The organism is Arthrobacter sp. SDR-2R, assembly GCF_057747955.1.
The window spans coordinates 2,994,784-3,021,566 of the sequence record NZ_CM173231.1 but is presented as its reverse complement, the minus strand read 5'-3'; the positions used below and the strand labels follow the sequence as shown (position 1 = coordinate 3,021,566).

The 26,783-nt window shown below is 60.0% G+C and carries 21 protein-coding genes; 18 read left to right on the top strand and 3 right to left on the bottom strand.

Annotation, left to right across the window (positions count from 1 at the left end; translation table 11 throughout):
* The first annotated feature begins 170 nt into the window (after nucleotides 1-170).
* The 10 genes from AC3ANU_RS13960 (at nucleotide 171) to brxL (ending at nucleotide 18,173) form a co-directional block, all read left to right on the top strand.
* Nucleotides 171-1,991 carry an AAA family ATPase gene (locus AC3ANU_RS13960; RefSeq protein WP_488314736.1) on the top strand — a complete coding sequence of 607 codons (1,821 nt, stop codon included), beginning with the start codon at nucleotides 171-173 and terminating at the stop codon, nucleotides 1,989-1,991.
* On the top strand, nucleotides 1,984-2,862 hold the full coding sequence (locus AC3ANU_RS13955; protein WP_488314735.1) for a sensor histidine kinase: 879 nt from the start codon (nucleotides 1,984-1,986) through the stop codon (nucleotides 2,860-2,862). Before AC3ANU_RS13960 ends, AC3ANU_RS13955 begins: the two co-directional genes overlap by 8 nt.
* Entirely contained in the window at nucleotides 2,862-4,265 is a 1,404-nt protein-coding gene (locus AC3ANU_RS13950) for a protein kinase family protein (protein WP_488314734.1), read from the top strand. Before AC3ANU_RS13955 ends, AC3ANU_RS13950 begins: the two co-directional genes overlap by 1 nt.
* A 732-nt stretch (nucleotides 4,266-4,997) precedes the next feature.
* Entirely contained in the window at nucleotides 4,998-5,198 is a 201-nt protein-coding gene (locus AC3ANU_RS13945; RefSeq protein WP_347783594.1) for a helix-turn-helix domain-containing protein, read from the top strand.
* A 74-nt stretch (nucleotides 5,199-5,272) separates the two neighbouring features.
* Nucleotides 5,273-5,905: a DUF1819 family protein gene (locus AC3ANU_RS13940; RefSeq protein ID WP_488314733.1), complete on the top strand. Its 633-nt coding sequence runs from the start codon at nucleotides 5,273-5,275 to the stop codon at nucleotides 5,903-5,905.
* Complete coding sequence (locus AC3ANU_RS13935) at nucleotides 5,902-6,501, top strand: DUF1788 domain-containing protein (protein ID WP_488314732.1); 600 nt, start codon at nucleotides 5,902-5,904, stop codon at nucleotides 6,499-6,501. The genes AC3ANU_RS13940 and AC3ANU_RS13935 overlap by 4 nt, the downstream gene beginning before the upstream one ends.
* A 4-nt stretch (nucleotides 6,502-6,505) precedes the next feature.
* On the top strand, nucleotides 6,506-9,994 hold the full coding sequence (gene brxC / locus AC3ANU_RS13930) for a BREX system P-loop protein BrxC (protein ID WP_488315978.1): 3,489 nt from the start codon (nucleotides 6,506-6,508) through the stop codon (nucleotides 9,992-9,994).
* Complete coding sequence (gene pglX, locus AC3ANU_RS13925; protein WP_488314731.1) at nucleotides 9,994-13,527, top strand: BREX-1 system adenine-specific DNA-methyltransferase PglX; 3,534 nt, start codon at nucleotides 9,994-9,996, stop codon at nucleotides 13,525-13,527. The genes brxC and pglX overlap by 1 nt, the downstream gene beginning before the upstream one ends.
* Complete coding sequence (pglZ, locus tag AC3ANU_RS13920; RefSeq protein ID WP_488314730.1) at nucleotides 13,520-16,015, top strand: BREX-1 system phosphatase PglZ type A; 2,496 nt, start codon at nucleotides 13,520-13,522, stop codon at nucleotides 16,013-16,015. The genes pglX and pglZ overlap by 8 nt, the downstream gene beginning before the upstream one ends.
* 13 nt (nucleotides 16,016-16,028) lie before the next feature.
* On the top strand, nucleotides 16,029-18,173 hold the full coding sequence (brxL, locus tag AC3ANU_RS13915; protein WP_488314729.1) for a BREX system Lon protease-like protein BrxL: 2,145 nt from the start codon (nucleotides 16,029-16,031) through the stop codon (nucleotides 18,171-18,173).
* Nucleotides 18,174-18,204: 31 nt separating this feature from the next.
* Here brxL and AC3ANU_RS13910 read toward each other — a convergent pair whose 3' ends face one another.
* Nucleotides 18,205-18,987, bottom strand: a complete 783-nt coding sequence (locus AC3ANU_RS13910) for a DUF5677 domain-containing protein (protein ID WP_488314728.1) — start codon at nucleotides 18,985-18,987, stop codon at nucleotides 18,205-18,207.
* A gap of 310 nt (nucleotides 18,988-19,297) precedes the next feature.
* On the opposite strand from AC3ANU_RS13910, the gene AC3ANU_RS13905 reads away from it, so the two are divergent.
* The 3 genes from AC3ANU_RS13905 (at nucleotide 19,298) to AC3ANU_RS13895 (ending at nucleotide 20,948) form a co-directional block, all read left to right on the top strand.
* Nucleotides 19,298-20,230: a GIY-YIG nuclease family protein gene (locus AC3ANU_RS13905; RefSeq protein ID WP_488314727.1), complete on the top strand. Its 933-nt coding sequence runs from the start codon at nucleotides 19,298-19,300 to the stop codon at nucleotides 20,228-20,230.
* A 7-nt stretch (nucleotides 20,231-20,237) separates the two neighbouring features.
* A complete protein-coding gene (locus tag AC3ANU_RS13900; RefSeq protein ID WP_488314726.1) occupies nucleotides 20,238-20,531 on the top strand; it encodes a hypothetical protein in 294 nt (97 codons plus the stop codon).
* A gap of 87 nt (nucleotides 20,532-20,618) precedes the next feature.
* Nucleotides 20,619-20,948, top strand: a complete 330-nt coding sequence (locus AC3ANU_RS13895) for a hypothetical protein (protein ID WP_488314725.1) — start codon at nucleotides 20,619-20,621, stop codon at nucleotides 20,946-20,948.
* Here AC3ANU_RS13895 and AC3ANU_RS13890 read toward each other — a convergent pair.
* A complete protein-coding gene (locus AC3ANU_RS13890) occupies nucleotides 20,945-21,100 on the bottom strand; it encodes a hypothetical protein (RefSeq protein WP_488314724.1) in 156 nt (51 codons plus the stop codon). The two genes, AC3ANU_RS13895 and AC3ANU_RS13890, sit on opposite strands and share 4 nt — an antisense overlap.
* A gap of 46 nt (nucleotides 21,101-21,146) precedes the next feature.
* Nucleotides 21,147-22,025 carry a DUF262 domain-containing protein gene (locus tag AC3ANU_RS13885; RefSeq protein WP_488314723.1) on the bottom strand — a complete coding sequence of 293 codons (879 nt, stop codon included), beginning with the start codon at nucleotides 22,023-22,025 and terminating at the stop codon, nucleotides 21,147-21,149.
* 343 nt (nucleotides 22,026-22,368) lie between these two features.
* Between AC3ANU_RS13885 and AC3ANU_RS13880 the strand changes: the two genes are divergently transcribed.
* From AC3ANU_RS13880 to AC3ANU_RS13860, 5 genes are all read left to right on the top strand, one after another.
* Nucleotides 22,369-22,761 (top strand): hypothetical protein, encoded by a 393-nt coding sequence (locus AC3ANU_RS13880; RefSeq protein WP_488314722.1) that lies wholly within the window; start codon nucleotides 22,369-22,371, stop codon nucleotides 22,759-22,761.
* A 10-nt stretch (nucleotides 22,762-22,771) separates the two neighbouring features.
* Complete coding sequence (locus AC3ANU_RS13875; RefSeq protein ID WP_160147650.1) at nucleotides 22,772-22,942, top strand: hypothetical protein; 171 nt, start codon at nucleotides 22,772-22,774, stop codon at nucleotides 22,940-22,942.
* A 509-nt stretch (nucleotides 22,943-23,451) separates the two neighbouring features.
* Nucleotides 23,452-23,739, top strand: a complete 288-nt coding sequence (locus AC3ANU_RS13870; RefSeq protein WP_109864358.1) for a hypothetical protein — start codon at nucleotides 23,452-23,454, stop codon at nucleotides 23,737-23,739.
* A 3-nt stretch (nucleotides 23,740-23,742) separates the two neighbouring features.
* Entirely contained in the window at nucleotides 23,743-25,113 is a 1,371-nt protein-coding gene (locus AC3ANU_RS13865) for a type IV secretion system protein (RefSeq protein WP_109864359.1), read from the top strand.
* A complete protein-coding gene (locus AC3ANU_RS13860; protein ID WP_109864360.1) occupies nucleotides 25,106-26,605 on the top strand; it encodes an SCO6880 family protein in 1,500 nt (499 codons plus the stop codon). The genes AC3ANU_RS13865 and AC3ANU_RS13860 overlap by 8 nt, the downstream gene beginning before the upstream one ends.
* The last annotated feature ends 178 nt before the right edge of the window (nucleotides 26,606-26,783 follow it).

The window sequence follows — 26,783 nt, the reverse complement described above, 5'->3', positions numbered from 1 at the left end:
GGGAAGACGGATGTCTGAACCCAGGCGATAGACACGGCCCCCAAGTCGTGATCGTTCGAGGGGCTTCCCCCATCCATTTTCCGACTGAGACCTGCACGCACGACCTCCCGCTTAGGGTGAGCTTGTAGTCTCGTTCGTGAGACCCGATACCAATGCGAAAGGCACAGCCAATGTGGGTTACCAGACTCCGGATTAACGGAGGCTTTCTCAATGGGCTGAACGTTTCGTTCGTTCGTGGGCTGAACGTCGTCATCGGGTCCCGGGGCGTTGGTAAGACGACGTTGCTGGAGTTGCTGCGGCACGCACTTGGAGCCGAGCATGCCGACAAGCATCGGCGACAGCAGCGTGAGCAGTTCCTATCCACGGTATTGGGCGTAGGCGAGGTGATCGTGGATCTGGAAGACGAGACCGGCGCGACACAGGTCATTGTCGACGCGAAGGGGCGTGGGCGAGACCGCGACTTGTCTCACTCTTTGCTCGTCCTCGGACAGAGCGAGCTAGAAGAGATTGCTTCTGACGCGGCCAACCGGCTCAAGCTCCTGGACCTCCGTGCGGGAGAAGAAGCCACCGCAATGCCGCGCGACGAACTTGGCCAACTTTCTCGCGAGATGTTCGATCTTCGCGGCCAGTTGCAGAAGTGCGAAGAAGAGTCACTCAAACGCGCGGGCCTTGAAGCTGACCTGCAAATCTATCGGTCACAGGAAGAATCATTGGTCGGCGATGCGCAGGGCCCGCTCGCTGCTCAGCGCGACACTCTGCGCGAGATCGAGGCGCGTTCGAGCGCGATCGTCCGGAAGAGTTCGAATCTTCGGAACGCGAAAGAACTCTTAGGTCGGATGAGTGCTGCTGTCGACACCGTGCACCAGATTCTCGCTAAACTCGACATGCTTAACAGCGAGTTCATCGCAGACGAAGTACCCCTCGCTGCGGCTCTTCACGCGGTTCACACAGACGCCGACAGTCTTCGAACCTCGATCGGCGTCCTCGATGGAGATGTATCCGGACAAATCGCGAGGGCCACAGGGGAGGATTTAAAGCTACGTGAAACCGCGGCACCACTGCGAGAGAACCTCGAGCAGGCAGAGGCGGGGCTGGGGCAGATCACCGCCCAGATTCGCAACGTTGATGCCCAGCTGCGAGAACTCGACGACAACGACAAGAAGATTGTAGTGCTGTCAGCAGAACTGCAGTCGCTTAGGGAACGGCGAGATGCCGCTTTCGCCCACGTCGAAGCGGAGGAGGAACGTCTGTTTCGTGCACGGCAGGCCGTTGCTGAATCCACGTCACGGCAGATCGACCATCACATCGTTGTCGTAGTCGAACACCTTGCGGACGCGTCCGAACTTCGTGAGGTCCTCACCGACAGCCTCAAAGGCACTCACACCAGAGCCACCCTCATTGACTCGCTTGCGGCGCGCGTACTTCCCAAAATGCTCCTGGAGATGGTCGAGGCACGCGATGTCGACGGACTCGCGTCGGCGGGGGATCTCTCTCAAGAACAGGCAGCGCGCGTGATTGGTGGGCTTGACTCCGCCGACGGAGTCGAACGTCTCGCCAAAGTTTGTCTCAGGGACAGCGTCGACTTCCTACTCCGTGACGGTGCCGTGGACAAGAGCGTCGACAATTTGTCCGCTGGGCAGAAGTGCGCCGTGACGCTGCCGATCGTGCTGTCCGAACGAGAACGGACATTGATCCTTGATCAGCCCGAAGATCATCTCGATAACGCGTACCTAGTAGATCACGTCGTGTCGGCGATGAACCATCGCACGGGCGACCAGGTCCAGACGATCGTCGCAACACACAACGCAAACATCCCTGTACTCGGAGCGGCGGGGCGCGTGTTCGTCTTGGCGAGCGACGGGCAACACGGCGAAGTGGTCGACTCGGGGGCATTCGACTCCCCACCGGTTATCTCCGCAATCACAACCATCATGGAGGGCGGTCGCGAAGCCTTCGAGCGACGAGCCCGGTTCTACAGCAGCAATGACTAGCCACGGTGAGCCCGGGCTCGATTGGCTCGATGATTCCCTGAACTCGGAGTCGCCTTCCGCGAGGTTGCGCGCCGCCGCGTGGATCAAGGCGAATCCGGAAGCAGTTCCGGTGCGCGTACTCATGCGTGCGATGCAGCGAGAGTCTGTGCCGCAGATTCGTCAAATGTTCAATGACGTGCTGGCGACCCGAGAATCTCGGACGAATGCAGTTGGGTCAGATTCATCGGGCGAGGGGGCGCAGTCATCACATGGGAGTATCCCGGAACTAGCGCGACTGATCCGGCATGAGCTCTCGCCGCCGATCGGGTGGATCCGCAAGGCAGCAAGCCACGAAGTCGCAGAATTTCAGCGAAGTGCAACCAGTGACGCGGTCAATCGATTGGAGCGTCGCATCGACGCCCTGGTCGCGCTTATACGTGAGGGTTCCGACTTGGATCTTGTGGAGTGCGACCTAGAGCGGACACTGCGCGAATGCTGGCCAGACATGACTACCGACCCGACTTTCGTGCCAGCTCCGGACCTCGGCGACCGCCCAGCGCTCATCGTCACAGACATCGGTCTCTTCGAAATAGTGTTGGCGAATGTCTATCAGAACGCCATAGACGCATCGCTGGAAACGGACGAAGAACGCCCCATCGAGGTGAGCTGGAGCCTGGTGGGCGAACGATTCTGGGTTCGCGTGTCCAACCCATTCGCTGGTACCCAGTTCGACATCCAAGACGTCGAGACAACGGGAATATCGACGAAAAGCGGGCACCAAGGGATCGGTATGGCCCTCATCAAGACGGCGACAGAAAAGCTCGGATACGGCTTCAGGATTGCAGGCCGAAGCGGAGCCGCAACTTTCACGCTTACTGGAGGACGAGGCTGATGGCCAACCCGTGTGCCATATTGGTTGATGACGATCCGCAGCAACTCGCGGAGGCGTCTTCGACAATTGTTGACGCAGGCTACGAACTGATCACTTTCGAATCAGTCGAGAAAGCGCTTGCCTTCGTAGAAGCGACTGACCAGCTGATCGACCTCTTCGTACTGGATCGAAAGTTGCCCATGCGCGCAGGCGAGAACGCCGTGGATGAGCTTGGTGATGAGCTTTTTCGGATCGTCACGTCCGCCCACCCCGACTCTCGCGTCATCGTCTTCAGCGGATACACCGATTTCGACCATGCGCAGGAGACGATGGAAGGCGCGGGCTTCGTCTTCCAGGAAGGAGACGTGCGCATAGACCGAGTGTCTGTGCTTCGAAAGTCCCAGTTCGACAAGTTTGAACGCCTGATTAAGGATCTGCGGGAAGTCATCGCTGGCTTCGACGTCATTGAAGTCACTGTGAATGGCACGATCGACGCGCGTCAGAAGCGAGTACTCAGACGAATTGCACATCACTATGGCGCATCAGCCATTTCCGCAAAACCGCTCGCCGGCGGTCTGACGGGCGCACCCGTCTGGCGCTGTGAACTGGTATCTCCAAGCGGTCCCATCGCGGACGTGGTGGCAAAGGTAGGCGAGGCGATCCCGGCTGCCGGGGGACTACAAGATCTGCTCGCGAAGGACGCAATAGCGCGTCGTGTCGATGTCATAGGCGGCCTCATGGGCGGCGCAATAGTCGCCATCTTGCAGCTTGCTGGCACGTCCCCTATTTCACTAATGCGCCTCATCGGTTCCCACGACATGGAAGCGGCGAGGATCACCGAAGTGCTTCGCACGAGTCTCGATACGCTTGAGCAATCGCCCGCGCGAACAGTGCCTCTTCGAGACATCGTCGAACAGATCATCACGTGGGAGAACTTTGTCCGCGAGCTTTCCGCGCTCGGCCTAAGCGCGCCCACTCCTGAGCTGTGGGTCACCACGTCTTCGGTGATGAGCCACACCGATCTGCATGCAGCGAATGTTCTGGTGTGCGACGATCTACCCGTCATTATCGACTCGGACGAAAACCAATACTCTAGCTCGCTCCGGGACCCCGCGGTTCTCATGATGTCTAGCTGGGTTCATCCCGACTCGCCGTTCCTTGGCGCGGACTGGCCCTCGGTAGACGACATTTCCGAGCGGTTTGGCGAGGCATCGTTCGCGCGTGGTTCTTTGTCTCCCGCCTGGTATGCCACGATCCTAAGCTGGATGGACTCTCGAAGGGCTTCGGACCGCGAATATTGGTCGGTGGTGCTCGCCTATGGTGTTCGTCAGCTGCGGTTCGAGAACGTTCGCATCAACCCAGACCTGAAGGCAAGGGTTGAGGCTCTGGTATCTCTGGCTCATAGGCGGCTCGAAGAGACATGATGGCGTCAACCGGAACTTCTCGTGCTCGTCGAGGCATCTGACATGAATTGTCTCATCGCACTCTATGCCCGCCAATCAAAGGAGACGCACATTTCTGTATCGACAGCCAAAGAGCCCGCCCATGCGGGATTCGCCGGCGTGACTTCAGCCCTTAAGTAAGAGTGACCCCCCGCCCAGTGGGCGGGGGGCGGCATGTTCTTGTGAGCGAGGGTGACGCGCGGCCGCCTCGGGGTCGCTGGATTCCACCATGCTCACGTGGCCGCACCCCAGCACGGATCCCGGTCCGGACTGAAGCAAGCGCTTGGGCATCAGGAAGCACCAGCATGCATACTGCCAGGTCAGTTCCGGTCAATCCCAGGTCTGGCCGCACCAGCAGCGGCCCTCCTCGTGCTCCTGGATGACGGGGACCCGTTCCTCGCCGAGCAAGATGAAGTCTTCGTAGCTGAGCATGCCTCCAGTGCAGCATCAGTGGCTGGCTGCCGGTAGCGAAGTCGTGGCCTGTGTGGAAAACCGGTTGGACTGTCGAATCCAAGCGCGGTACCCCAACTGAAGGATTGCTCGGCCGCACGATCAGGCAAGAAGAAGATCAGCTGTCGGACGATGTCCTGCGGGTGAAGCCACGCAACTCATACGGCTTAACCCGTTCAAACCCGTTCAAACCCTAAGAAGACCTGCAGTTGAAGCTAGGATGGCTCTTGTTCGACATTGCCAACCCCGACTGGAGGCTCCACCGTGGCCGAACCATGGCTGTCCGCCGATGGCATTGCCGCGCACCTGGGGATCACGAAGGACACGGTCTACACATGGATCAGTGACAAACGCATGCCGGCCCACAAGGTCGGCAGGCTCTGGAAGTTCCAGGCAAGCGAGGTAGACGAGTGGGTCCGCAGCGGAGGCTCTGCAGCATCGAGCGACGACGAGACGCCGAGCTGACGGCCGCACCTGAAGGAATACCTCTCTGACAACGCCAAAACTACTTGCCTGAAAAACTGAAAGGGGGGTTACACGTGATCGAGCAGCATGCCGAGGCGCAGCGCTACGCACTCTCATTTACCAGTGGTGCCCTCCTCATGCGTGAGGCGGCGATCATTGCGCCCATTTACTTGCGTGAACGCGACTGGGCAAGAGTTCGAACGGTGGTCGCGGGGGAGAACCTGCTTCAGGCTCGTACAGTTGCCTCTGGGCTCAGGCTGGCGCGTGAGGTTATCCAACGGCTCGCCGTGCTGACCGACGACGAAATCAAACTACTCATCGAGGCGACTTCTACCGAGCGCGGACACTTGATGTGGGCGGCGGCCTGCCGTCGATATGACCTGATTGGTGAGTTCGCTGAGGAGGTCGTACGCGAGCGGTTTCTCTTGCTTACGCCGTCACTCGATCTCAACGATTTCGACAGCTTCGTGCGAAGCAAGTCTTTGTGGCACACCGAGCTGTCTGAACTCAAGGACTCCACGCGGCGCAAGCTGCGTTCAAACTTGTTCCGGATGCTTAATGAGGCAGGGTTGCTTTCCAACAGCGGGCACATACAGCAGGCGATGATGTCTCAAAGGGTGGCCACCGCCTTGGCCGCGCATGCTCCGAATGACCTCCGATTCTTCCCAACCACCGATGCTGTTACTTCCGGGAGGGCACAACCGTGACACGGACCGACCTATCCAAACAGGAAGAGCACCTGTTCGCTGTTCTCAGTGGCAGACGATTTCTCCAGATGGAGGGCCTGAGCAACGAGGTACCGTTCTTCATTTACCCCTACGATCCTGAGGACGCACTCGCGGTTGCAGGGTCGAAGAAGCGTATCAAGAACCGCCTGGCGAACAAGGGCATCGTTGTCCGCGAGGTCAACCTCTACGATCTGTCCGTGGAGATTCTTCAGGAACGCGGAGTCTGGGATCGGCTGATCGCGCTTGAACCCGAGCAGGACAAGGCGGATTTCCGTGAGTTGCTCCAAGGGATGCTCGATCCGCAGCTACACATCGCGGCTGCCATCCGGGCCAAGCTCGGTGTGGCTGACTTCGACATCGTCTTCCTCACAGGCATTGGTGAGGTCTTCCCATACATCCGCTCCCACAACGTGCTGCACAACTTGCAGAGCGTTGTGACCGATAAGCCGATGCTTACGTTTTTCCCGGGGCGCTACGAGCAGTCTGACACTCTGGGGTCATCACTCGTTCTATTCGGGCGACTCAAAGACGACCAGTTTTACCGAGCCAAGAACATCTTGGAACAGGAGGCTTGACTTGATGAATCTGAACCAGATCTTCGCCAAGGACGTCCAGCGCCCGATAGAGGGTGTCATCAAGGCTGACGATGCCGCGCACCTGGGTACCGAGGTTGATGAGTACGTCTTGACCAACGAGGCGGCCAAGGGCATGGAGCTTTTGCTTGAGGCGTATACGGACTACACCAATGCCAACGGCGTGTGGATTTCGGGCTTCTTTGGTTCCGGTAAGTCGCACTTGTTGAAGTTGCTTGCGCACCTCCTCGGCGACGTGGAAGGCCAGGACTTCCCTCGGGCGCGTGTCTCCGAGAGTTTCCGGTCCAAGGCCCAGGATGCGTTTCTGCCGGCGCTTTTGACCAAGGCTGAGCGGATCCCGGCGAAGAGCCTCCTGTTCAACATCGACCAGAAGGCCACCCTTATTACTAAGGACCAGACCGATGCCTTGCTGAAGGTGTTCGTCAAGGTCTTCGATGAGAGCCGCGGCTACTTCGGTAACCAGGGGCACGTTGCCAGGTTCGAAAGGGACCTGGACAACCGAGGCCAGTACGAGGCGTTCAAAGCCGCATATGCCCGTATCTCCGGGCGCGACTGGACGCAGGGACGTGAAGAGGGCGTGCTCGAAGAGGTCAACGTGGCCAAGGCCTACGCCGAGATAAGCGGCCAAGCCGAGGGCACGCCGGCTAACATCCTCACCAAGTACCGCAACGAGTATTCGGTCTCCATCGAGGACTTCGCCGATGAGGTGAAAGCGTGGCTCGACAAGCAAGAAGACGGCTACCGGCTGAACTTCTACGTCGATGAGGTCGGCCAGTTCATCGGATCGAACACGCACCTGATGCTAAACCTCCAGACCATCGCCGAGTCGCTGAACACCAAGTGCCAGGGCCGGGCGTGGGTGTTCGTGACCTCCCAGGAAGACATGGACAAGGTCGTCGGTGACCGTACCAGGCAGCAGGGCAACGACTTTTCCAAGATCCAGGCCCGGTTCGCCACCCGTGTGAAGCTCACCAGCGCCGATGTGGAAGAGGTCATCCGCAAGCGACTGCTGGAGAAGAACGAGGCGGGCGAGGCCACGCTGAATTCGATCTATGCCGAGCAGCACGCCAACTTCAAGACCCTGTTCGACTTCGTAGACGGCGCGAAGACGTATCGCAATTACACCGACGAGGCGCACTTCGTCGGCACCTACCCGTTTGTGAGTTACCAGTTCCCGCTGTTCCAAGCGGCGATCGAGGGCATCTCCGACCACAATGTGTTCGAGGGGCGCAACAGCTCAGTTGGTGAGCGGTCGATGCTCGGCGTCGTGCAGCAGGTCGCTAAGGGCATCGGCGATGTCGAAGTGGGCAGGCTGGCGACGTTCGATCACATGTTCGCGGGCATCCGCGCTTCGTTGAAGTCAGCCGCGCAGCGTTCGATCGACGTTGCCGAGCGCAACCTGGATAACGAACTGGCTGTGCGGCTGCTCAAGGCTCTGTTCCTGGTGAAGTATGTCGAGGGCTTCCACGCCACCCCACGCAACCTGACCGTGCTGGTTTACGACCGTTTCGGACTTGACCTGCCCGCCCTGGCCAAGCAGGTGCAGGAGGCACTGACGCTGCTGGAGACGCAGACGTACGTGCAGCGCAACGGCAACCTCTACGAGTACCTGACCAACGAAGAGCAGGTAATCGAGGAGGAGATCAAGAACGTCGATATCGATGCCTCGGATGTCAGCGGCCGGCTCTTCAAGATCATCTCCGGCGATGTCGTTCGCACGAGCAAGCTGCGGTACGCCAAGAACGGGCAGGACTTCGCTTTCGGGTACAAACTTGACGATCAGGTGTACGGGCAGCAACGCGAACTGACAGTACACTTCATTACGCCGGAGTACCCATTCGGCCCTGAAGAGACACGGATGCACAGCGCGGGCAAAGACGAGCTCCGTGTCATCCTGGAGCCCGACGAGCGGGCCCTTTCGGACCTGCGCCTGCTGATCAAGACAGAGAAGTACACCAAGCGCAAGCAGACGACTTCGCTGTCGGCAATCGAGGACCAGATCCTGCGCTCGAAGGCGACGCAGAACGTCGAGCGCGAAAAGGAACTCATCGAGCGCATCCGCCGCGCAGTTGGCAAGGCGGACCTCGTGATCAACGCCGCCGACGTAACCTCCTCCGCACAGGACGCCATCGCGCGCGTGACCGACGGCTTCCAGGACCTCATCAGCCGCACCTATACCCAGCTCAGCCTGCTCGGCGGCGTTACGTACAGCGAGCAGCAGGTTGCCACCTTCGCTAACCCGGACCTGTCAGGCATGTTCGATGATTCGGCGCTGTCGATGCTGGCTGTCCCAGGTGATGAGGTGCTTTCGTTCGTGCTGCAGCGCGACCGGCTCGGTGAGCAGGTAACGGTCAAGACGATCGTGGAAGCATTCCAGACCAAGCCCTACGGATGGGATCTCGCCTCGATAGAGGTCGTCATCGCCTGGCTCGTTGGAAACTCGAAGATCACGGTCACCGTCGATGGAAACGTGCTGAAGCGGACCGAGGTCTCTGCCGTTCTGCGCAATACGCAGAAGCACTCGCATTCCGTGGTCGCCCCGCAGAAGCTCTTTGACGAGCGCAAGGTCGCGACGTTCCGCAAGTTCTGCACCGACTTCTTCGACGAGGCCACCCCACCGAAAGACCCGCTGGAACTGTCCCGGCACGGCAGCGAAAAGCTCGGGGCAAAGCTCGACGAGTTAAGAGCGCTGGTGAGCGGGTCAAAGTACCCGTTCGTGGAGCAGTTGGCCGCCCCCATCGCCCTGCTCGAGCGGGCCGTGGGCAAGCCCGATGAGTGGTATCTGAGCGAGTTCAGTCTTGGCGACGAGCTGCTGGACGCCAAAGAGAACGTGATCGACACGATCCAGTCGTTCCTGGGCGGTGGCCAGAAGGTCATCTACGACGATGCCGTCGCGCTGCTCGCCGCGAACGCGAACAACCTTGGATACCTGCCCACAGGAAGCGACACTGAGGTCGTCAAGCGGATCCTGGACGACCCGAACGCCTTCCGCGGCAACCGCATGATTCAGCTCAAGCAGGCTGCAGACGCCCTCGGCGCGCAGGTCGAGGAGGCACTCGCTACCAACCGCAGGATGGTCATCGAGGTCATCGAAGGACGCAAGACCGAGGTACTCGACAGCGCCTACTACAACAATGCCACCGAGGAAGCACAGCAGCGGGTCACCCGTACAATCGACCAGACCCTCGCACGCGTAGGCATTGAACCGCAGATCGCGCTCATCCGCGAGCAGGGCAACAGCTTCGAGGAGAAGACCTACCCGGCGCTACTCGACCAGCTCGCATCCTCTGCCCGGCCCACGGGCGGCGACGACGGCACTGCGACAGCGCCCAGGCAGACCATCTCGGTCAAGACGATCACAGTGCCCGGTGCCCACGGTGTGTTGGAGAACCAGGAGGACGTCGACCGGTACCTCGATGCGCTCCGCAGCGCGCTGCTGAACACGCTCAACGACGGAAAGCGAATCGCACTCTGATGGAAACCGCACCGCTGAAGTCATTCGCCGCCTGGGCCCGCACTGCACTCATCCGCGAGGTGACAGCGCGCATCTCCGTTGTTCTCGGCTCGCAAGAGCTGCGCCAGGAGCAGCCCAACGCCGTTGCCGCGTTGGAGAAGGCCGTCAACGCCAACGGTGGCAGCGACAAGGGCCGCGACACAGTAGCCGACAAGGTCGCCTATTCCTGGTTCAACCGCATCATCGCGCTGCGGTTCATGGACGCCAACGGCTACACCGGCATCGGTGTCGTCTCGCCCGAACCGGGCCGCGAGGGAGGGCAGCCGGAGGTTCTATCGGAGGCAAAGCGCGGAAACATCGACAGCGCCGTCGTCACGAACAAGCGCACAGTGGAGCGCGTCACGAGCCTGCTCAACGGCACACGCCGCAGCGACGACCCGCAGGGTGAAGCGTACGCGCTGCTGCTCGCGGAGTATTGCCGCCACTGGAACCGCTCGATGCCGTTCATGTTCGAGCGGGAGGGCGACTACACGGAGCTGCTAATCCCCGCTAATCTGCTCGCCGCTGACTCCGTGCTGGGACGCGCGGCAAACGTGCTCGCCGAAGAGGTCTGTCAGGACGTCGAGGTCATAGGTTGGCTTTACCAGTTTTATATTTCGGCTCGTAAGGACGAGGTCTTTGCCGGGTTCAAGAAAAACAGGAAGGCGACGACGAGCGATATCCCGGCGGCGACGCAGTTGTTCACTCCGCATTGGATCGTGAAGTATCTGGTGGAGAATTCGCTAGGCCGCCTGTGGCTCCTGAACAATCCACACTCGTCCCTGGCAGACCAGATGGAGTATTACATTGCTCCGGAGGGGACGGAGACGGATTTCCTTCGAATAAGCGGTCCAGAGGAGTTGAGGGTTCTGGATCCAGCGTGCGGGTCCGGACACATGCTCACGTACGCGTTTGACCTTTTGTACATGATGTATGAGGAGTCGGGTTACCCGCCATCAGACATCCCTGGCCTGATCCTCCGGCACAATCTATTTGGGGCCGAGATTGACCACAGGGCAGGGGCGCTGGCGGCCTTCGCCCTGGTGATGAAGGCTCGCGGGGTGCAGAGATCGTTCCTGAACAAAGGGAAGGGAACGGAGCCGAATGTTTGTGTGCTGGAGCCTGTGCGGTTCACGACGGAAGAGCTGGCAACACTTGTCGCCAGAGGCGGGAACAAGCGTACGGAGATTGCGTTCTGGCAGGCGTTTGAAGATGCGGACATGTTCGGATCACTGATCCGCCCGAACCAGGCCCTTATCCAGCACCTTAAGGAGCACCTTGAATCGCTGGAAGATGTTCAGACACTCTTCGATGGGTCTCTCGTGGACCGTGCCCGGACCGTTATCCGGCAGTCCGAGTATCTCTCCACCCGATACCACGTGGTCGTCGCGAACCCACCCTACATGGGCGCGAAGAACATGGACCCGAAACTCTCTCAATGGCTGACCAAAAATGATCCCGTGGTCAAGGCAGATCTATTCGCGGCTTTCATATTGCGAAACACCGATCTTGCTCTCGATGGGGGTCATTTGGGGTTCATGACCCCATATGTGTGGATGTTCATATCTTCCTATGAGAAGCTCCGAGCCCAGCTCATCGACCAGAAAACGATTACAAGCTTGGTTCAACTTGAGTATTCGGGGTTTGACGGCGCAACCGTGCCAATTTGCACGTTCACTCTGAAAAATTCGGCTGAAGTCCACCTATCCGGAACTTACATCCGCCTCACAGATTTTAGGGGTGCTGAAAATCAGGGACCTCGAGCTCTCGAGGCAATTGGAGATCCAATGTGTGAATGGCGATTTACGGCAGCAACACGAGATTTTAGAAACCTTCCGGGCGTACCAATCGCCTACTGGATCGCGGACGAGATTGCTCCGGCCTTTGCTGGCGGAACTAGCCTCGCCACCGTCGCATATACCCGTATAGGACTCATCACAGGAGACAACAACAGATACCTTCGCGAATGGTTCGAGGTGTCCTCAGCTGGCATTGCAACCGGGATGACTCGCATTGAAGCCGCAGAGTCTGGGCGTCGTTGGTTTCCTATCTCAAAGGGCGGCGAGTACCGGAAGTGGTACGGAAATGCCACAGCCGTCGTCGACTGGCAGCACGATGGGCGTCAGTTGCAGACGCGGCTGGACCCGACCGGATCGCGCGTCCTTGCCCACAACTTCAACCTGGACGATATTTTTCGAGAAGGCGTCACATGGTCCAAAATTTCGTCGGGCCGCTTCTCGGGCCGTTATCATCCGGCTGGGTACATCTTCAATGACCCGTCCGCGAACATTTTTCCGTCAACGAGTTCGGTCTCCGTTCTAGTGCTTCTTGCCTATCTCTCGTCAAACGTTGCAGACTTCCTCCTCCGAGCACTCAACCCGACGTTGAACTTCCAGCCGGGAAACGTTGCGAGCCTTCCGTGGCCAGCAACGCTTTCAGTGGCCAAAATCGAAGATGTAGCTCGCGAAGCGCTGTCCATTGCTCGTGCTGACTGGGATGAAGCGGAAGTGTCGCGTGAATTCTCTGAGAACCCATTAGTTGCAGCTGGAGCGAGCGGACTAGCGCTGCGCGAGACTCTCGCTCAAGTCATGAGAGCGCTCGAGGCACGTTCCGCCCGCCTGGCAGAACTCGAGCAGCAGAACAACTTGTTGTTCGCAGACTCGCTGGGGCTTGCGACCGTGGTGGATCCTGCTGTCGCCCTAAAGGACGTGACCCTGAGCACCAACGCCGACTGGGCATTCGGTCATGTCGAGGACGCAGATGCGAGAAGAAGGATGCTCGCCGCGCGCAGAGTCGAGGACCTTGTCTCCTACGCGGTCGGCTGCATGTTTGGTCGCTACAGCCTCGACGCGTCGGGCCTGATCCTGGCGAATCAGGGGGACACGCTCCAGGACTACCTGGAGACGGTACCGAACCCATCGTTCATGCCTGATAAGGACAATGTTCTGCCCATCCTGTCCGATGGCTGGTTCCTGGATGACATTGTCGAGCGTTTCCGGGACTTCCTGAAAGTGTCCTTCGGTGAGGATCATTTCCAGGAGAATCTTCGCTTTGTTGAGGACGCATTGGGGAAGGACATGCGGAAATACTTTGTGCAGGATTTCTACAAGGACCATGTCCAGCGGTACAAGAAGCGCCCTATCTACTGGCTATTCTCCAGTCCCAAGGGGTCATTCAACGCCCTGATCTACATGCACCGCTACACTCCGTCGACCGTCTCGACGGTGCTCAACGAGTACTTGCGCGAGTTCAAAGCAAAGCTCGCCGCCAGCCGCGAGCACCATGAGCGACTTGCCGCCGGCACAGGTGCACCACGGCAGCAGGCCGCCGCCCAGAAAGAGGTCGACCGCCTGCGCAAGGTATTGCTCGAACTCGATGAGTACGAGCACGACGTGCTGTACCCGCTGGCGACCCAGCAGGTACAGATCGACCTCGACGACGGCGTGAAGGCGAACTATCCGAAGCTCGGTGCTGCCTTGAAGAAGATCCCCGGACTAGAGGCCAGCGATGAGTGAGACATCCGCCGTCAGGCCTCACCTGGAGCGTCGCTTTGAGACGCAACGCGTGGTGTTCTGGCACGACCCCGATGGTGAGTATGCCGCTGACCTCGACACGCTCGCCCTGGAAGGTGTGCAGACTGTACGCGTCATCAATGACGAGTATGCGGTAAAGAACCGGCTGCTGCACCAGGAGCCAAAGTCGAAGTTCCTTGTCTACCGCGCGGGTCCCGTTCCGACGGGAATCGGCAATTGGCTGCTGGACCTGGAACTGGCCTACGGAGTGTTTACAGCAGACCGGACCTCGCTGGTGCAGCAGGAACTGGGGCTTACCACCGCCGATATTGGCGAAGTCGTGCAGGCGCGTGAGAGCTTCTTCCGCGTTGCCAAGCGCATTCAAAGCCTAAAGAAGCTGCTGGACGCCGACGATGACGCCCGGCTGCTGCAAGCCAAGATGTCGGCCGTCCTGCTCGGTCAGAGCGAGCATAGCCTACTGGAGATCACGCGCAGTCTGCTGATCGAGAACGCCCTCGGTGCGGACGCCAAGTACGGTGCCCTTGCCGAGCACGGACTCGACGAGTTCTTCTGGCAAGGTGTGGCGTCGATCTACGGCTACATGTCGCCGAGCCCGGGCATCGCCGATTTCATTCTGTGGGTATTCCGGCAGGCCAATAACGGATTCAAGTCCGAACGACCCGGAGGCCTACGCAACATCCAGCTCGACTTCGGGAGCCTTCGCTACGACCGGCGCAGCCAGGAGGCATTGACGAAGCTCGCACAGCGCGCAGCGCAAGATCTGGACTATGCCGGCACCATCGAGGACGCAAGCTTCCGCGACCTGTTGGGCAACGACCTATTCGAGGAGACTGACCGAAAGATCATCAGCGATCTGGCTCGTGCAGTCGCGGAGCGAACGGTCACAGGTCGCGAGGTTACAGAGGTGATCCGCAGCCGTCAGAGCAGCATCTGGGTCGACGGGTACCGAAAGCTGTACACAGCGATCGGCTGCGCCTCGGAACTCCTGACCGCGCTTGGCACGCTCAACCTGTCGATGCAGTCGCTCGATGAGGGATTGGAGCGATACCGGGGTGACTGGTTCCGCATCGATCAGCTCTACCGGCAGTTCACCTATGCTGCCCGTACAGCCGAGTTTTCCGGTCCGCTGGAGATCCTGCGCATCCAAGTGGAGAAGTTCTACGCCAACAAGTTTCTCTACGAGCTCGGTAACGCCTGGCAACAGCAGGTCGATGGCATCGACCAGTGGCGTTCCACATTGCTCCGGCCCCAAACCTCGTTCTTCACAGACCACGTTGCACCCATCACGAGAGACGGCAGGCGCAAGGCCGTCGTCATCGTCTCGGACGCCCTGCGCTATGAGATCGCTGACGAACTTGGTTCACGCATCCGCCAGGAAGACCGCTACGATGCGGACCTGAAAGCCATGCTCGGCGTGCTGCCCAGCTACACCCAGCTTGGGATGGCGGCACTGCTGCCACACAGCACTATTGGACACTCCAAGGACGGGGATCCCGTCCTGGCGGACGGTCAGCGCACAGACGGCACCGTGAACCGCAGCAAGCTCCTCGACGCCGTTGACGGGAAAGCGATCCAGGCCGAGAACGTCTTCTCCCTGACCCGGGACGAGCTGCGGGAGCTGTACCAGCAATATCAGGTGCTGTACGTCTATCACAACCGCATCGACGCGACGGGTGACAAGGCCGGCACTGAACGTCAGGTCTTTGAGGCCGCCGAGGACACGCTTCGCGAACTGGTCGATCTGGTCAAGCGATTGACCAACGCGAACGCGACGAACATCCTCATCACGGCGGACCACGGCTTCTTGTTCCAGGACACGGCACTCGAGGACGCCTTCTATCTATCGACGCTGCCGCAAGGTGACGACATCAAGGTGATCAACCGCCGTTACGTCCTCGGTCACGGCTTGAAGGAAGTCTCCGCGTTCAAGACTTTCACGTCAGCCCAACTCGGCCTCGATGGAGACCTGGATGTGCAGATACCAAAGTCGATTCATCGGCTGCGGCTGCCAGGTGCAGGCTCGCGATTCGTCCACGGCGGTGCGGCCCTGCAGGAGATCGTCGTCCCGGTGCTGGCGATCAACAAGAAGCGCAAGAGCGACGTGCGAACGGTCAACGTCAAGATCATGCCCGAGTCGGACAAGATCACGACAGGCCAGCTGGTCATCAAGTTGTTTCAGGCCGAGCCGGTTAGCGAGAAGGTTCGCCCCCTTGTGCTGCGCGCGGGGTTGTATGTCGGCGAGATCCTCATATCGAACCATCTCTCGCTCACGTTCGACCAAGCCTCGACAGACCAGCGTGACCGTTATCAGAACGCGCACATGCTGCTCAGCCAAGACGCAAACGACTACAACAACCGCCCGGTCGAGTTCCGGCTTGAAGAACTCATCCCGGGCACCAACCAGTGGCGGGTGTACGCCAAGGCGATCTACACGCTCAAGCGATCGTTCGCCTCGGACTTCGACTTCTAAGGAGAGTGCAGCCATGAGCGAAGTAAGCGAGGTCAGTCAAGAGACACCCGATAGGGCCAACGTACCGGCAGACGCCACTCCGGTGCAGAGCGAACTGGATCGAAAGATCAACAGGCTCTTCCCCGGCGTTGTAGTCCGCAAGGACCTGGTAAAGGCCGTCAAGGGCAACGCGATTGTGCCCTCCTATGTGCTGGAGTACCTGCTCGGCCAATATGCTGCATCCGACGACGAGGCCACCATCCAGGCGGGCATCGACACGGTGCGCAAGATCCTCGCCGAACACTACGTAAACCGGAACCAGTCCGAACTCGTGAAATCCACGATCAAGGAGCGTGGGCGTCACCGCATCATTGACAAAGTGACGGTCACGCTCAACGAGAAGGATGATGTCTACCAGGCAGAGTTCGCCAACCTCGGCATCAAGGGCGTGCTCGTCGAATCCGCGACGATCAAGGCCCACCCAAAACTTCTTGTCGGTGGTGTTTGGTGCATCTGCGACATCGAGTACTTCCACAGCGACGATGCCCGAATGGTGCCGTGGATACTGGGGTCGATCAAGCCAATCCAGTTGTCGAAGTTCGACTTCGAGGGCTATCTCGCAGCGCGGAGAGAGTTCACAACCGGCGAGTGGACTGACCTGCTCGTGCAGTCGATCGGGTTCAATCCCGAACTGTTCGGACGCCGCGCCAAGCTCATCCAGCTCGTGCGGCTCATCCCTTTCGTCGAGCGAAACTACAACCTCGTCGAACTCGGACCCAAGGGCACCGGTAAATCGCACATTTTCTCGGAGTTCTCACCCCACGGCATGCTCATCTCCGGGGGCGAGGTCACCGTCCCCAAGCTGTTCGTCAACAACTCCAATGGCCGCATCGGGCTGGTCGGCTACTGGGATGTCGTCGCGTTCGACGAGTTCGCAGGGAAGAAGAAGCGCACCGACAAGGCGCTCGTCGACATCATGAAGAACTTCATGGCGAACAAGTCGTTTTCCCGCGGCGTCGAGACGCTCGGCGCGGAGGCCTCAATGGTGTTCGTCGGCAACACGTCGCACACCGTGCCCTACATGCTCAAACACTCCGACCTGTTCGACGAGCTTCCCGAAAGCTACCACGACTCGGCGTACCTCGACCGCCTGCACCACTACATCCCAGGGTGGGAAGTCGACACCATCCGAGGCGAGATGTTCTCCAACGGGTACGGGTTCGTCGTCGACTACATCGCCGAGGTGCTCAAGTCGATGCGCTCGGCGGACTACTCCGACCGCTACCAGCAGCACTTCACACTGTCATCGGACATCTCGACACGAGATCGCGACGGCATCCACAAGACCTTCTCCGGGCTGACGAAAATCCTATACCCGCATGGGGAAGCGACACGCGAAGAGATCGAAGAGATCCTGCAGTTCGCCATCGAGGGCCGCAAGCGGGTCAAAGACCAGATCCTCCGCATCGACTCAACGATGGCAAACGTAAAGTTCGGCTACCTCGACAAAGCCGGTACATGGCACTCAGTCTCTACGCTTGAAGAGGACGAGTACCCGGCGTACTACTACCGTGAGCGCCGCATAAGCACGGACGCGGAGGAGGCAACGGGCGATCCAACTGGGCACGCCGCGACGTCTGCGGAAGACGGTCAACCAATTGCGCCCGAGGCTATCACCGTAAAGCCGCTGTTTGAGGGTCACCAGGAGTTCCAGGAGAACCAGCGTGGGGTCTCCTTCGAGACTCTCTTGGTCCCGTACCTGCGCGGAGCCACGCAGATCACCATAACTGACCCTTACATCCGGCAGTTCCACCAAGCCCGTAATTTCATGGAACTCATCGAGTGCATCGCGGCCACCAAAGACGCGGCCGACGAAGTGAATGTCCGGCTCGTTACCTCTGAGAACACCGAGGGACCAGACAAGCTCCGCAAGCAGTTCGAACTGTTGCTGAAAGTCAAACAGGGAGCCTCTGTCGCCGGCATCAACGTCGACATCGTCTTCGACGGAGCAATCCACGATCGGTCCATCCTCACCGACACCGGATGGAGGATCGTGCTCGGCCGTGGGTTGGACATCTTTCAGTACATCACGGGCGACGCCTTCGAACTTGCAACCAAGCTTCAGGAATACCGCCAAGTCAAGGCTTTTGGCATAACTTACATCCGAGACGACGCGTGAGCGCATCTCGTTACTAATGTGTCGGGCAGACTTACTCAGGCCCGGTGGCTGAGTTTTGCGCGGTTCCCAATTGTGTAACGCGATCCCGAATGTCAGCAAGCGGCTCCGTTAACTGGTCTGCTATGCCGGCCAGATGCACGAAGGCCTCGGTGCCTAGCAGCACCATGCTGGGGAGCATCGCACGGAAGCGATCATGCGGAGTTGGCTCCATATGAAGATGCAGTCCGGGCTCATCGGGGTCGAACTCGACATAGGCTTCTGAACTGGTCAGCGTTGCGTGCGATTCTTGGGTGTCCGTAAGCCAGATTTGGAAAAGAATCTGGTAATCGGGGATGTCGTTCATCAAGGACTTGAGGTCTTTGAAGGAGACGCTTTCCGATCCGGGATCCGCTTCGGACTTGAGTAATTCGATGATATCCAGCGCGCCATCGGGTAGAGGGGTGCCGGCCTCCGCCGCAAGTGTGATGTTGCCCAAGCTATGTTTGCGCTTGTTCAATGCTGCTTCGACGAATCTGCGGGTGTCGACGGTGGTGGCCCAGTGGAGCCTAATGACGTGTTCGACGACGGAGCGTCGGAGCGGAGCACACTCGACGCCGAATCCGCGGTGTTCTAATAACCTGATGGCCTCGGCAGTGCGTAGGGTTCGGATAAGCCACCCCCACGCGATGCCGACGGCACGGACCGCGGCCTCGTCATCTCGGTTCCATTCACCAAGCGGAGTCGGCGGCAGCGGCGGTAACTTTTCGATCAGTGTTCTGAAGTCCGCCAGGATTTTGTCTTCTTCGCCGTCACCCGGGCTCTTCGTGGTCGTCATGCTTCAAGACTGACGCCCGATTTGGCCAGCCGCAATTCACGACAGCGAGTGTACCCCACAAGGCCTTGAGCAAAGCGCGGCAGCCCCGAAGCGCTGCCGGCACCACTGGGACGAGTTGCCGGTCGTCGTGGCATAGAGATGAAGCTGTGCACGCCGTGGTCCGGACACACTAAATTTATGTGGATGCCAATCCCGTCAGCTCTGCTCGGCTCGGGCAGGCAGTCGCCGCCGCATACGTGTCCCATCCGGACACGGCCAAGCGACGGGCCACTAAAGCTGCCGCGCCCGGCTCATGACATAAGGTGTTTCCGTGTCTGATCTTGCTCTCGACGTGTCTGCGGAGACAACGGTTTCTGCGATGCCGGCTTCGCGCGCATCTCTCACTCTCGGCCATGTATTGATTGGCATGGGCGCAGACTGTGACTCTGCGGTCCGGCTGGAGGATGTGTTGCTTATCCGCCATGCCTTCAGGCCCGGCGACCCCAGTGCGTTGCGTGGTCCCGAAGACCTGACCGAAGAACGGGTGCTCGCTTACACCATGGAGCAGGGTCTCTCACCCCGGCAATTCCCCACGGACCCTCCCCGTTTCTGGGTGATCCTCATCGCCGACGGTAAGCGCCGCTCGCGGCTGTGGGGCACCTTGGAGAACCACGGAGAGCTGGCCGCAGAGCGCACTGAGGTGAACCGTTTCTTCGACCTGCGCATGTCGGGTTTCCTTGCACCCCTCAATGACCGGCTCGTGATCGAATGGGACAGCCCGCGGAATTGGCACCGACGCGCCACCAGCGCCGCGAACCTGCCCGTGTTGGAAATCGCCGACCGGGACAAGGTTCCCTTCCCTGGGTTCGACGGCGTACTGCTCAACTACCACGAACTCCGCGACATGGTGGAGAACCCCCGATACGCCGACTGGCGCGCTGCCTTGAAGGAAGTTCAGGGCATCTACCTCATCACGGACTCCACCAACGGCAAGCAATACGTCGGAAAGGCCGATGGCGCTGAGCGCATTCTCGGACGGTGGACGAGTTACGCGCGCGACGGCCACGGCGGAAACGTCGCTCTGCGCGAACTTGCCTACGACAGCGCAGCCGGAGCAACGACCAAGACAGACCACGCCCGGCACTTTGTCTTCAGCCTTCTGCGCGTGTTCGGACCCAGCACACCTTCCACAGAAGTTGATTCAGCAGAGTCGCACTACAAAGACGCGCTGATGACACGACTATTCGGCCTCAACAGAAACTGATCGACCGATGACACCACGTCCACGCCGCGCCTGGCAGGCGGCAGCAAAAGCCAAGCAGGAGTCCAATGAACGGGGCGAGCTGCACGCGATCGAACCAGCGTCCCGCCGCAGCGATGGCTCACCCAAAGTAGGACCGGGCCAGGTTTACGTGGTGAGCTCCGGCCAGGTCTATCACCCGGCCTGGTGCAACTCAGTGGGCAACGTCTGGGACGACAACCCCAAACGGCTGCTGGTCGTCGAAGAAGCCGGCGTCGGTGGCCGGAAGGCCTGCAAAGCCTGCGACGAACCCCTGCAGGCCTGACTTTGCATATTTAGCGGCTACGACTGAGTCAGGCCTCCGGCGGTCATCCTCTCCGTAAGAGACGGTCCTCCCGCATAGGATGATCCCATGTCTGAACCCGAGCCCATCACGATCCGGAACAGTCTGCCGAACATCCTCGCAAATGAGGCGTACGGCCCGGATTGGAAACGCACGCAGGATGTCATGGTGGTCATAACAGTAGGTGGTACTTCCACTCACCTGGCTTTGAAGTCTGCACCCACCACGACGCTATGCGGTCAGAATTCCCGGTTCGTGGCCCGCGCCTGGTTTCTCCTCAGCGGCTGCATGAAGTGTTCAGAGGCTGGTCTCAAACAGGGCATCGCCACGATCACCGATACAGACGGCACACTCATCGACCTGGCTACCAACACCGAGATCAAGCTGCCGGAACACTAAGCTCTTGCCGCTTCGAAGGCAGCTTCCTGGATCTCCATTGAGGGACCGGGCCAGACCTGAGTGATTGCCTTGGTCAGGACTACAGAGCGCTCCTTGATGTCGGCTTCAGTCCAGAGATCGATGTGGCTCTGGATGATTTCTTCGTTGAGCACCAGAAGGCTGAAGGCGTCGAGCAGCGTTCGCTTACCCTTGCCGGACTCACCACCGTCGATGAGCCCCGCCCACGCGGGACCGAATCTGACGGCCTTGGGAGATTTCAGCCCGCCACCATACGGTATCGAAGTCGGCCCAGTGCGTCCTGGACCACTTGTCCACGTCAGCACCAATCTGTTCGCCCTTGCGGAAGACCCAGTTCTTGATGAGGTCCGCTTTCAGCAGAGGTGTGCCCCGGTCGTTCAGCGTTTCGAAGATCAGCTGTGAGTCTTCATGTCCTGACAAGTCGATGGCGACGACGACCAGCCGATGTTCAAGCGTCGAGCATAATTCCTTGGCGCGGAGCTCTTCAGTTCCGGGTGGGACGATCCCTTCCTCATCCGGCGTTCCTATCAGCCACTGTTCTATTTCGCGCCGGAAAAAGTCGTGGGCCTCGATGACTCGATGCTCCTCGACCCGCGGTTCCTCTGGATCCATGGCATGGGCAAAGGCGCTTCGGTCCGCCTGGGATGGCCAGAGTTTGAAGCGCTCGATGCGGCCTTTGAAGGTCAACGCCTTGTTCAGAATGAGCTCTTCGAGCTGATCCGCTTCCGTCTGGTGTCCGCGCCCAGCGACGATTTCATGTGCAGCATCAAGCAAGAGCTGAAGTGTCGTCATGCGTTGTTGGCCGTCGATGACCTCGTGTCGTGTCACATCGCCGGCAGATGGTGTCTTCGACTCGTAAACAACCGCGCCGAGGAAGTGATTCGGAATTGGGGGCTTACCCCCGTCAAGAAGATAGCTCTCGGTGACCCGGACCACGTCGTCCCACAGAGGGGCCCACTGGCTCTCCTCATCCCAGACATAGGGACGTTGAAACGCGGGAATCTCAAAGTGGCGACGACCCTCGAAAAGATCTCGCGGGCTTCGAGGATGAGTATCCACTGCATGCACCTTTCGACTACGACGTCCTCCGTCACACGCTATCGGTCAACGCGGCACGACAGCCACAAATCCAGCACTGTTGCCTTTCGGGTCGCCGTTAAGCTCTCTCGCCGCGTCATGCTGGATCCGCCTGCGCAATAAGACTAGTCGCGGTACGAGCTGACGAAATCGGCCGATTACGACGTCGCACGGGGCGCTGGCCTAAAATCCTGTTCTGCACCTAGTAGGACCGGGTCAGAATCCTCCGCACCGGATCTGGTCGTGTCGAGCGGCTGCGCGGGCGGATCGGCGTCGCCGGGAGCCAATCGCCTGCCCGGCGTGCGCCACCTGGTCGTGGCTTGATGTGATCGGCACCAACAGAGGGTGGTCGCACGGTTCCGTCGGGGCCCTGGGGCACCGCCTCGACGAAGAAGGAACCGCCCACCGGCACCTGCGGCCGGATCCCAATCCGGACTGGCACCTCTTCATCGGCATGCTGCCAGCCGTGGACCGCTGGGGATGGATCGATGCCTACCGCTCCATGCATCCATCCTCGCTGTCGGCAGTCATCATTGCCGCGGCACTGCTGTTCGACGGTCCGGAGCCCGCACCTGGGCCGGGGCCTGCTGCGGCTGCGATGCAGGCCAGCCCCCGGCGGCAGATGTCACATGAGGAGGAAGAGCAGATCCTCAAGCGCGCCGACGAACTCACCGCGCGCGTCGACGCGATCCTTCGCGAGTTCGATACCGGCCGATAAAGTCGTGTGTATGGGATTCAACTGGGAGCAGGTCCTCGGGACCAAGGGTGCTGGCCTCTCCGACACCTACGACCAGAGCGCCTCGGACGCGCTGTACCAGGACCACCCGAGCGCGGCTCCGCCAGCAAGTCCGGAAGACCCGGGCGATGAGGTCGTCCGCCTGCCGTTCGACGAGAGCTGAGCCTCCAAAACTCCCACGCCGGGATGTCCGTTTTGGGACATAACCACATGTCAGAGCGCATGCATACTTAGGTGTGCACTCCTCCGGGAGCAGGCAAGACTATTCACGATCAGTGTGTGGCGACGAACTTCACCACCATCGATGCTGCGGCGTGGTGATCAAGTCGACCGGGGCGCATGCCGACCCTCACCTCGTTACCCAACGTCCGTTAGTCAGACAACTCGCTGACGTCTCTGCGAGATCGACATCGCCCCCGGTCATGCTCGGCCCGGTCGACTTAATCGCCACGCCAGGAACCATTGGACGCCGAGAATTTCGCCTGAACAGGGGAAAAACGGGCCTGAGTGACCCATCTCCTACCTCAACAACGGGGCGGGTCATTGCACGTCTGGTCGTCACGCCGCTCGATAGGCGTGTTCGAAGTTCAGGTCATGTCGTTCCATGCTTCACCTCCCATGAACTTGTGAGCTCATCTGCTCACTCCATGGAATACGACGGACGGAGCACCCATGTTTTTGGCAGCGGTGGACCCGGGAATCACGCCGAACGCGAGTTTCCCCTTCCTTGAATCGCTCAAACAAATTGGCGGCGGCATCCTTGTCGGCGCTTTCATCATCATCGCCATCGTGGCGATCATCGGCGCAGCCCTGCTGCTGGCCGGCAAGCTGAGCCAATCGTCGCGCCTGGCTTCCAGCGGAGGCGTGATACTCCTCTGGACAGGCCCCGTGGCTGCCATCCTTGGCGGCATCAACGGCTACATCCTCTGGTCGCAGACCGCATTCCCTCTCGGGTTCTAGGTCATGCCCGTTGAGTGCGATCTCAATGGATGGTGGCCACCCGGATGCGGCCTGGTATCGCAGGCCAACGACAACGCCCTCGGCGCGGTCACGTCACTGTTCGCAAACATTCTGCAGAACATGGCGTCGTGGCTGTGGGCCTTCATCACGGGTGCCTTCACTGTGTCGAACGTCGACGACTCCCAGTGGCTGTCCATCCAGGGACTCACGAGCTGGTGGGTGATAGTAATGCTGACTCCGCTCGCCGTCGTAATGATCTTGCAGCTGCTCTCGGGTCTCATTAGCCAGCAACCAAGACGCATTGGAAGAGCTTTGATAGGCGGAGCAGTCGCGATCCCATTGGTGGGCGCCGCCGTGTACCTCGTCCGGCAGTTGACGAGGGCAACAGACCTGGCGTCTGCCGCCCTCCTCCAATCGATTGGGTCCGACCCCTATCTTGTCTTCATGCGGCTCTTCGGCTTTGAACGAGCGCCGCAGGGAAGTGGCCGGGAATGGAACTTGGTTTCACTGGCTCCCGGAAACACCGGCGGCCCGGCGGGCGCGGCCGTGGTGACCATGATGGCAGTCGTGGTCGTCTGGATACTCGCCTTCATTCTGATGTGCTCGATGATCTTCCGCTCGTTCGCCCTCGTTGTCCTCGCCGCCGTCGCCCCCGTGGCCCTCATGCTGCTGCCTTGGGACAAGACAAAATCCTGGGCTCGCCGCTGGTGTGAGGTCGTCATCGCGTTGGTTGTGGCCAAGCCCTTGGCTGCAACAGTCCTGGCCGTCGCCGTAAAGCTCTTTGCCGATTCCAAGTCCTTCGCGGGCTTGGCAGCCGGAACCGTAGGCATGGCCCTCGCATGTGGGGCACCCATGATGGCCCTGCGCCTCGTGAGCTTCGCTGGAGGGGAACTCGCTGCAGCTGCGCAAACGGCGGGCGGTGGCCACGTGCTCTCGCGAAGCAGCAGTGTTGCGGCCCGGCAAATCAGTCGTCAGGCAGGCGGCCGACTGATTCTCGCAAACATGGTGAGTCGTTCCGCCATGACACGGCCCATCAGTTCAAGCCGTAACGTCTTCCCGACACAGGTGTCAGCTCCTCCTGTGCCCGCCGGGTTGACCTCACCGGGCCCCGATGGAGGACAGAGAGCCTTGAAGACAGGATCGTCAACCGGATCACCGGGTGCACCGCAGTCCGCGGAAACCACAGGGTTCGTGCGTGTAGGTCCACCGAGCCAAGGCGGCGCGGTTCCAGCGCGAGCCCGGCAAAGCACGCCTACCGAACCGGGACCGCGAGCGCGGCCTCCCGCTAACACCCCAGGTCCGTCGAGCCCGCAACCTCCGAAACCCCAGCCACCCAGAATTGATCCTCCGAAGGGAGGCACCCCTCATGTCTGAAGACGGGCGCGCGTTGGAAGCCGTCAAATTCCCAAGGTACGAGCGCCGCGGTTTCTTCCTCGGACTCAAGTGGTATCAATTGCTCATTGTTGCCGCGGGAGTTACCGTCGCGATCGTTGCATCAGCGAGCCATGGTCCAATCGGACTATTCACCACTGGGCCTATGTGGCTCGTGCTCATACTGCTCGGAATACTGCAGTACTCCCGTGTCCCATATCCAGTCTGGGCACAACAGATCGCAACGTTCTTCTACCGCGCAGCTGTGGGCCAGACGAGGTTCCTCGCAAAGCCTGAAGCTCCACGCATCGCCGGCCGACTTGCCCTTCCCGGCGGGTTGGGCAATCTGGAGATTCGAACTACCGCCCGTGGGGAATGCTTCCTGGTCGATGGCCACGGCAAGGAGGCAATCGTAGTGCTGCGGTGCAGTACGCGGTCCTTTGCTCTCCTGGACGCTGACGATAAAGCGTGGGCAGTCCAGGCCTGGTCACGGGTTCAGGCCGGCATGGCCCAACGGCAAAGCATTGCCCGCATCGCCATTCAGGACTACACCGTGCCCTACCCGTCATCGGCACTCTGGGAGTTTTACAGGGAAAACGCCCTGCCGGCGCGAGACAACAAGGAAGCCGCTGGGTGGGGCCATCGTGCATACGAGGACTTACTGGGGGCCGCCGGCTCGGCTATGAGCCATGAGCTGGTCGTCGCGGTTGTCCTGGACACGAGTAAGGCGCGACGGCGGATCAGGGAGTCGGGCGGGGGCGTCACCGGCCTTGAACACGTCCTACGGCTCGAAGTCGATGCGATACGAACGTCGCTGGGTACTCACAACGTCAAGGTCGAGGAATGGTTCGGCGAGGCGGGGTTGCTTGCCATCATTCGCGGCGCTTTCGATCCTGCCCTTTTGCCCGCCGGCAAAGCGATGGCCGCGACAGCTTCGGCGTCGAGTGCACCAGCAGCAGAGTCGACGGATGAGCTCATGAGGCAAGGCCCGATGGGTGTAGAGGAGCACTGGACCTACCTGCGGACAGATTCCGGCTTCCACCAGACCTTTTGGATTGCTGAATGGCCGCGGCAGAAAGTCTTCCCGGGCTTCCTCCACCCTCTGATCTATGTGGGCGAATTCCGCCACACCTTCACCGAGGTTATTCGGGCGGTACCGACCGCTGAAGCTCTGCGCGACATCCGTTCAGCCCAGGAAGCCCACGAGACCCGTCGCCGTATCAATGCCCGCTTCGACAGGCCGCTCACGCGTGAGCAAAGGGCCGAGGAAGAAGAAGTGACACAGAGGGAAGAAGAGATTGTCGCCGGCCACGGTGACGTCCGTCCGGCCTCTTATATGACCGTCACAGCGACCTCACTGGAGGACTTGGCACGACACCGCCAGGAGCTTGAGTCCGCGGCAGCGGGAGCTTTCGTTGAGCTGCGGCTTCTCTACGGACAGCAATGGGCGGCTTTCGTTGCGAGCGCGTTGCCCTTGGGAAGAGGACTGCGGTGAACAAGACGAATGGCAGCTTCGAGTACCTTCCGTTGGGGGTAAGTCGGGGGGATCAGAAAGCACGACGGCGGTCCGCACCTTGGGCGTCCAAGCGGGCGAGTGCTCCGTCGGAGGATGAACAGCCCGGACTTCAGAAGCTTCGCTTCACGGGAGATTGGGGGAACAAGGAGCCGAACTC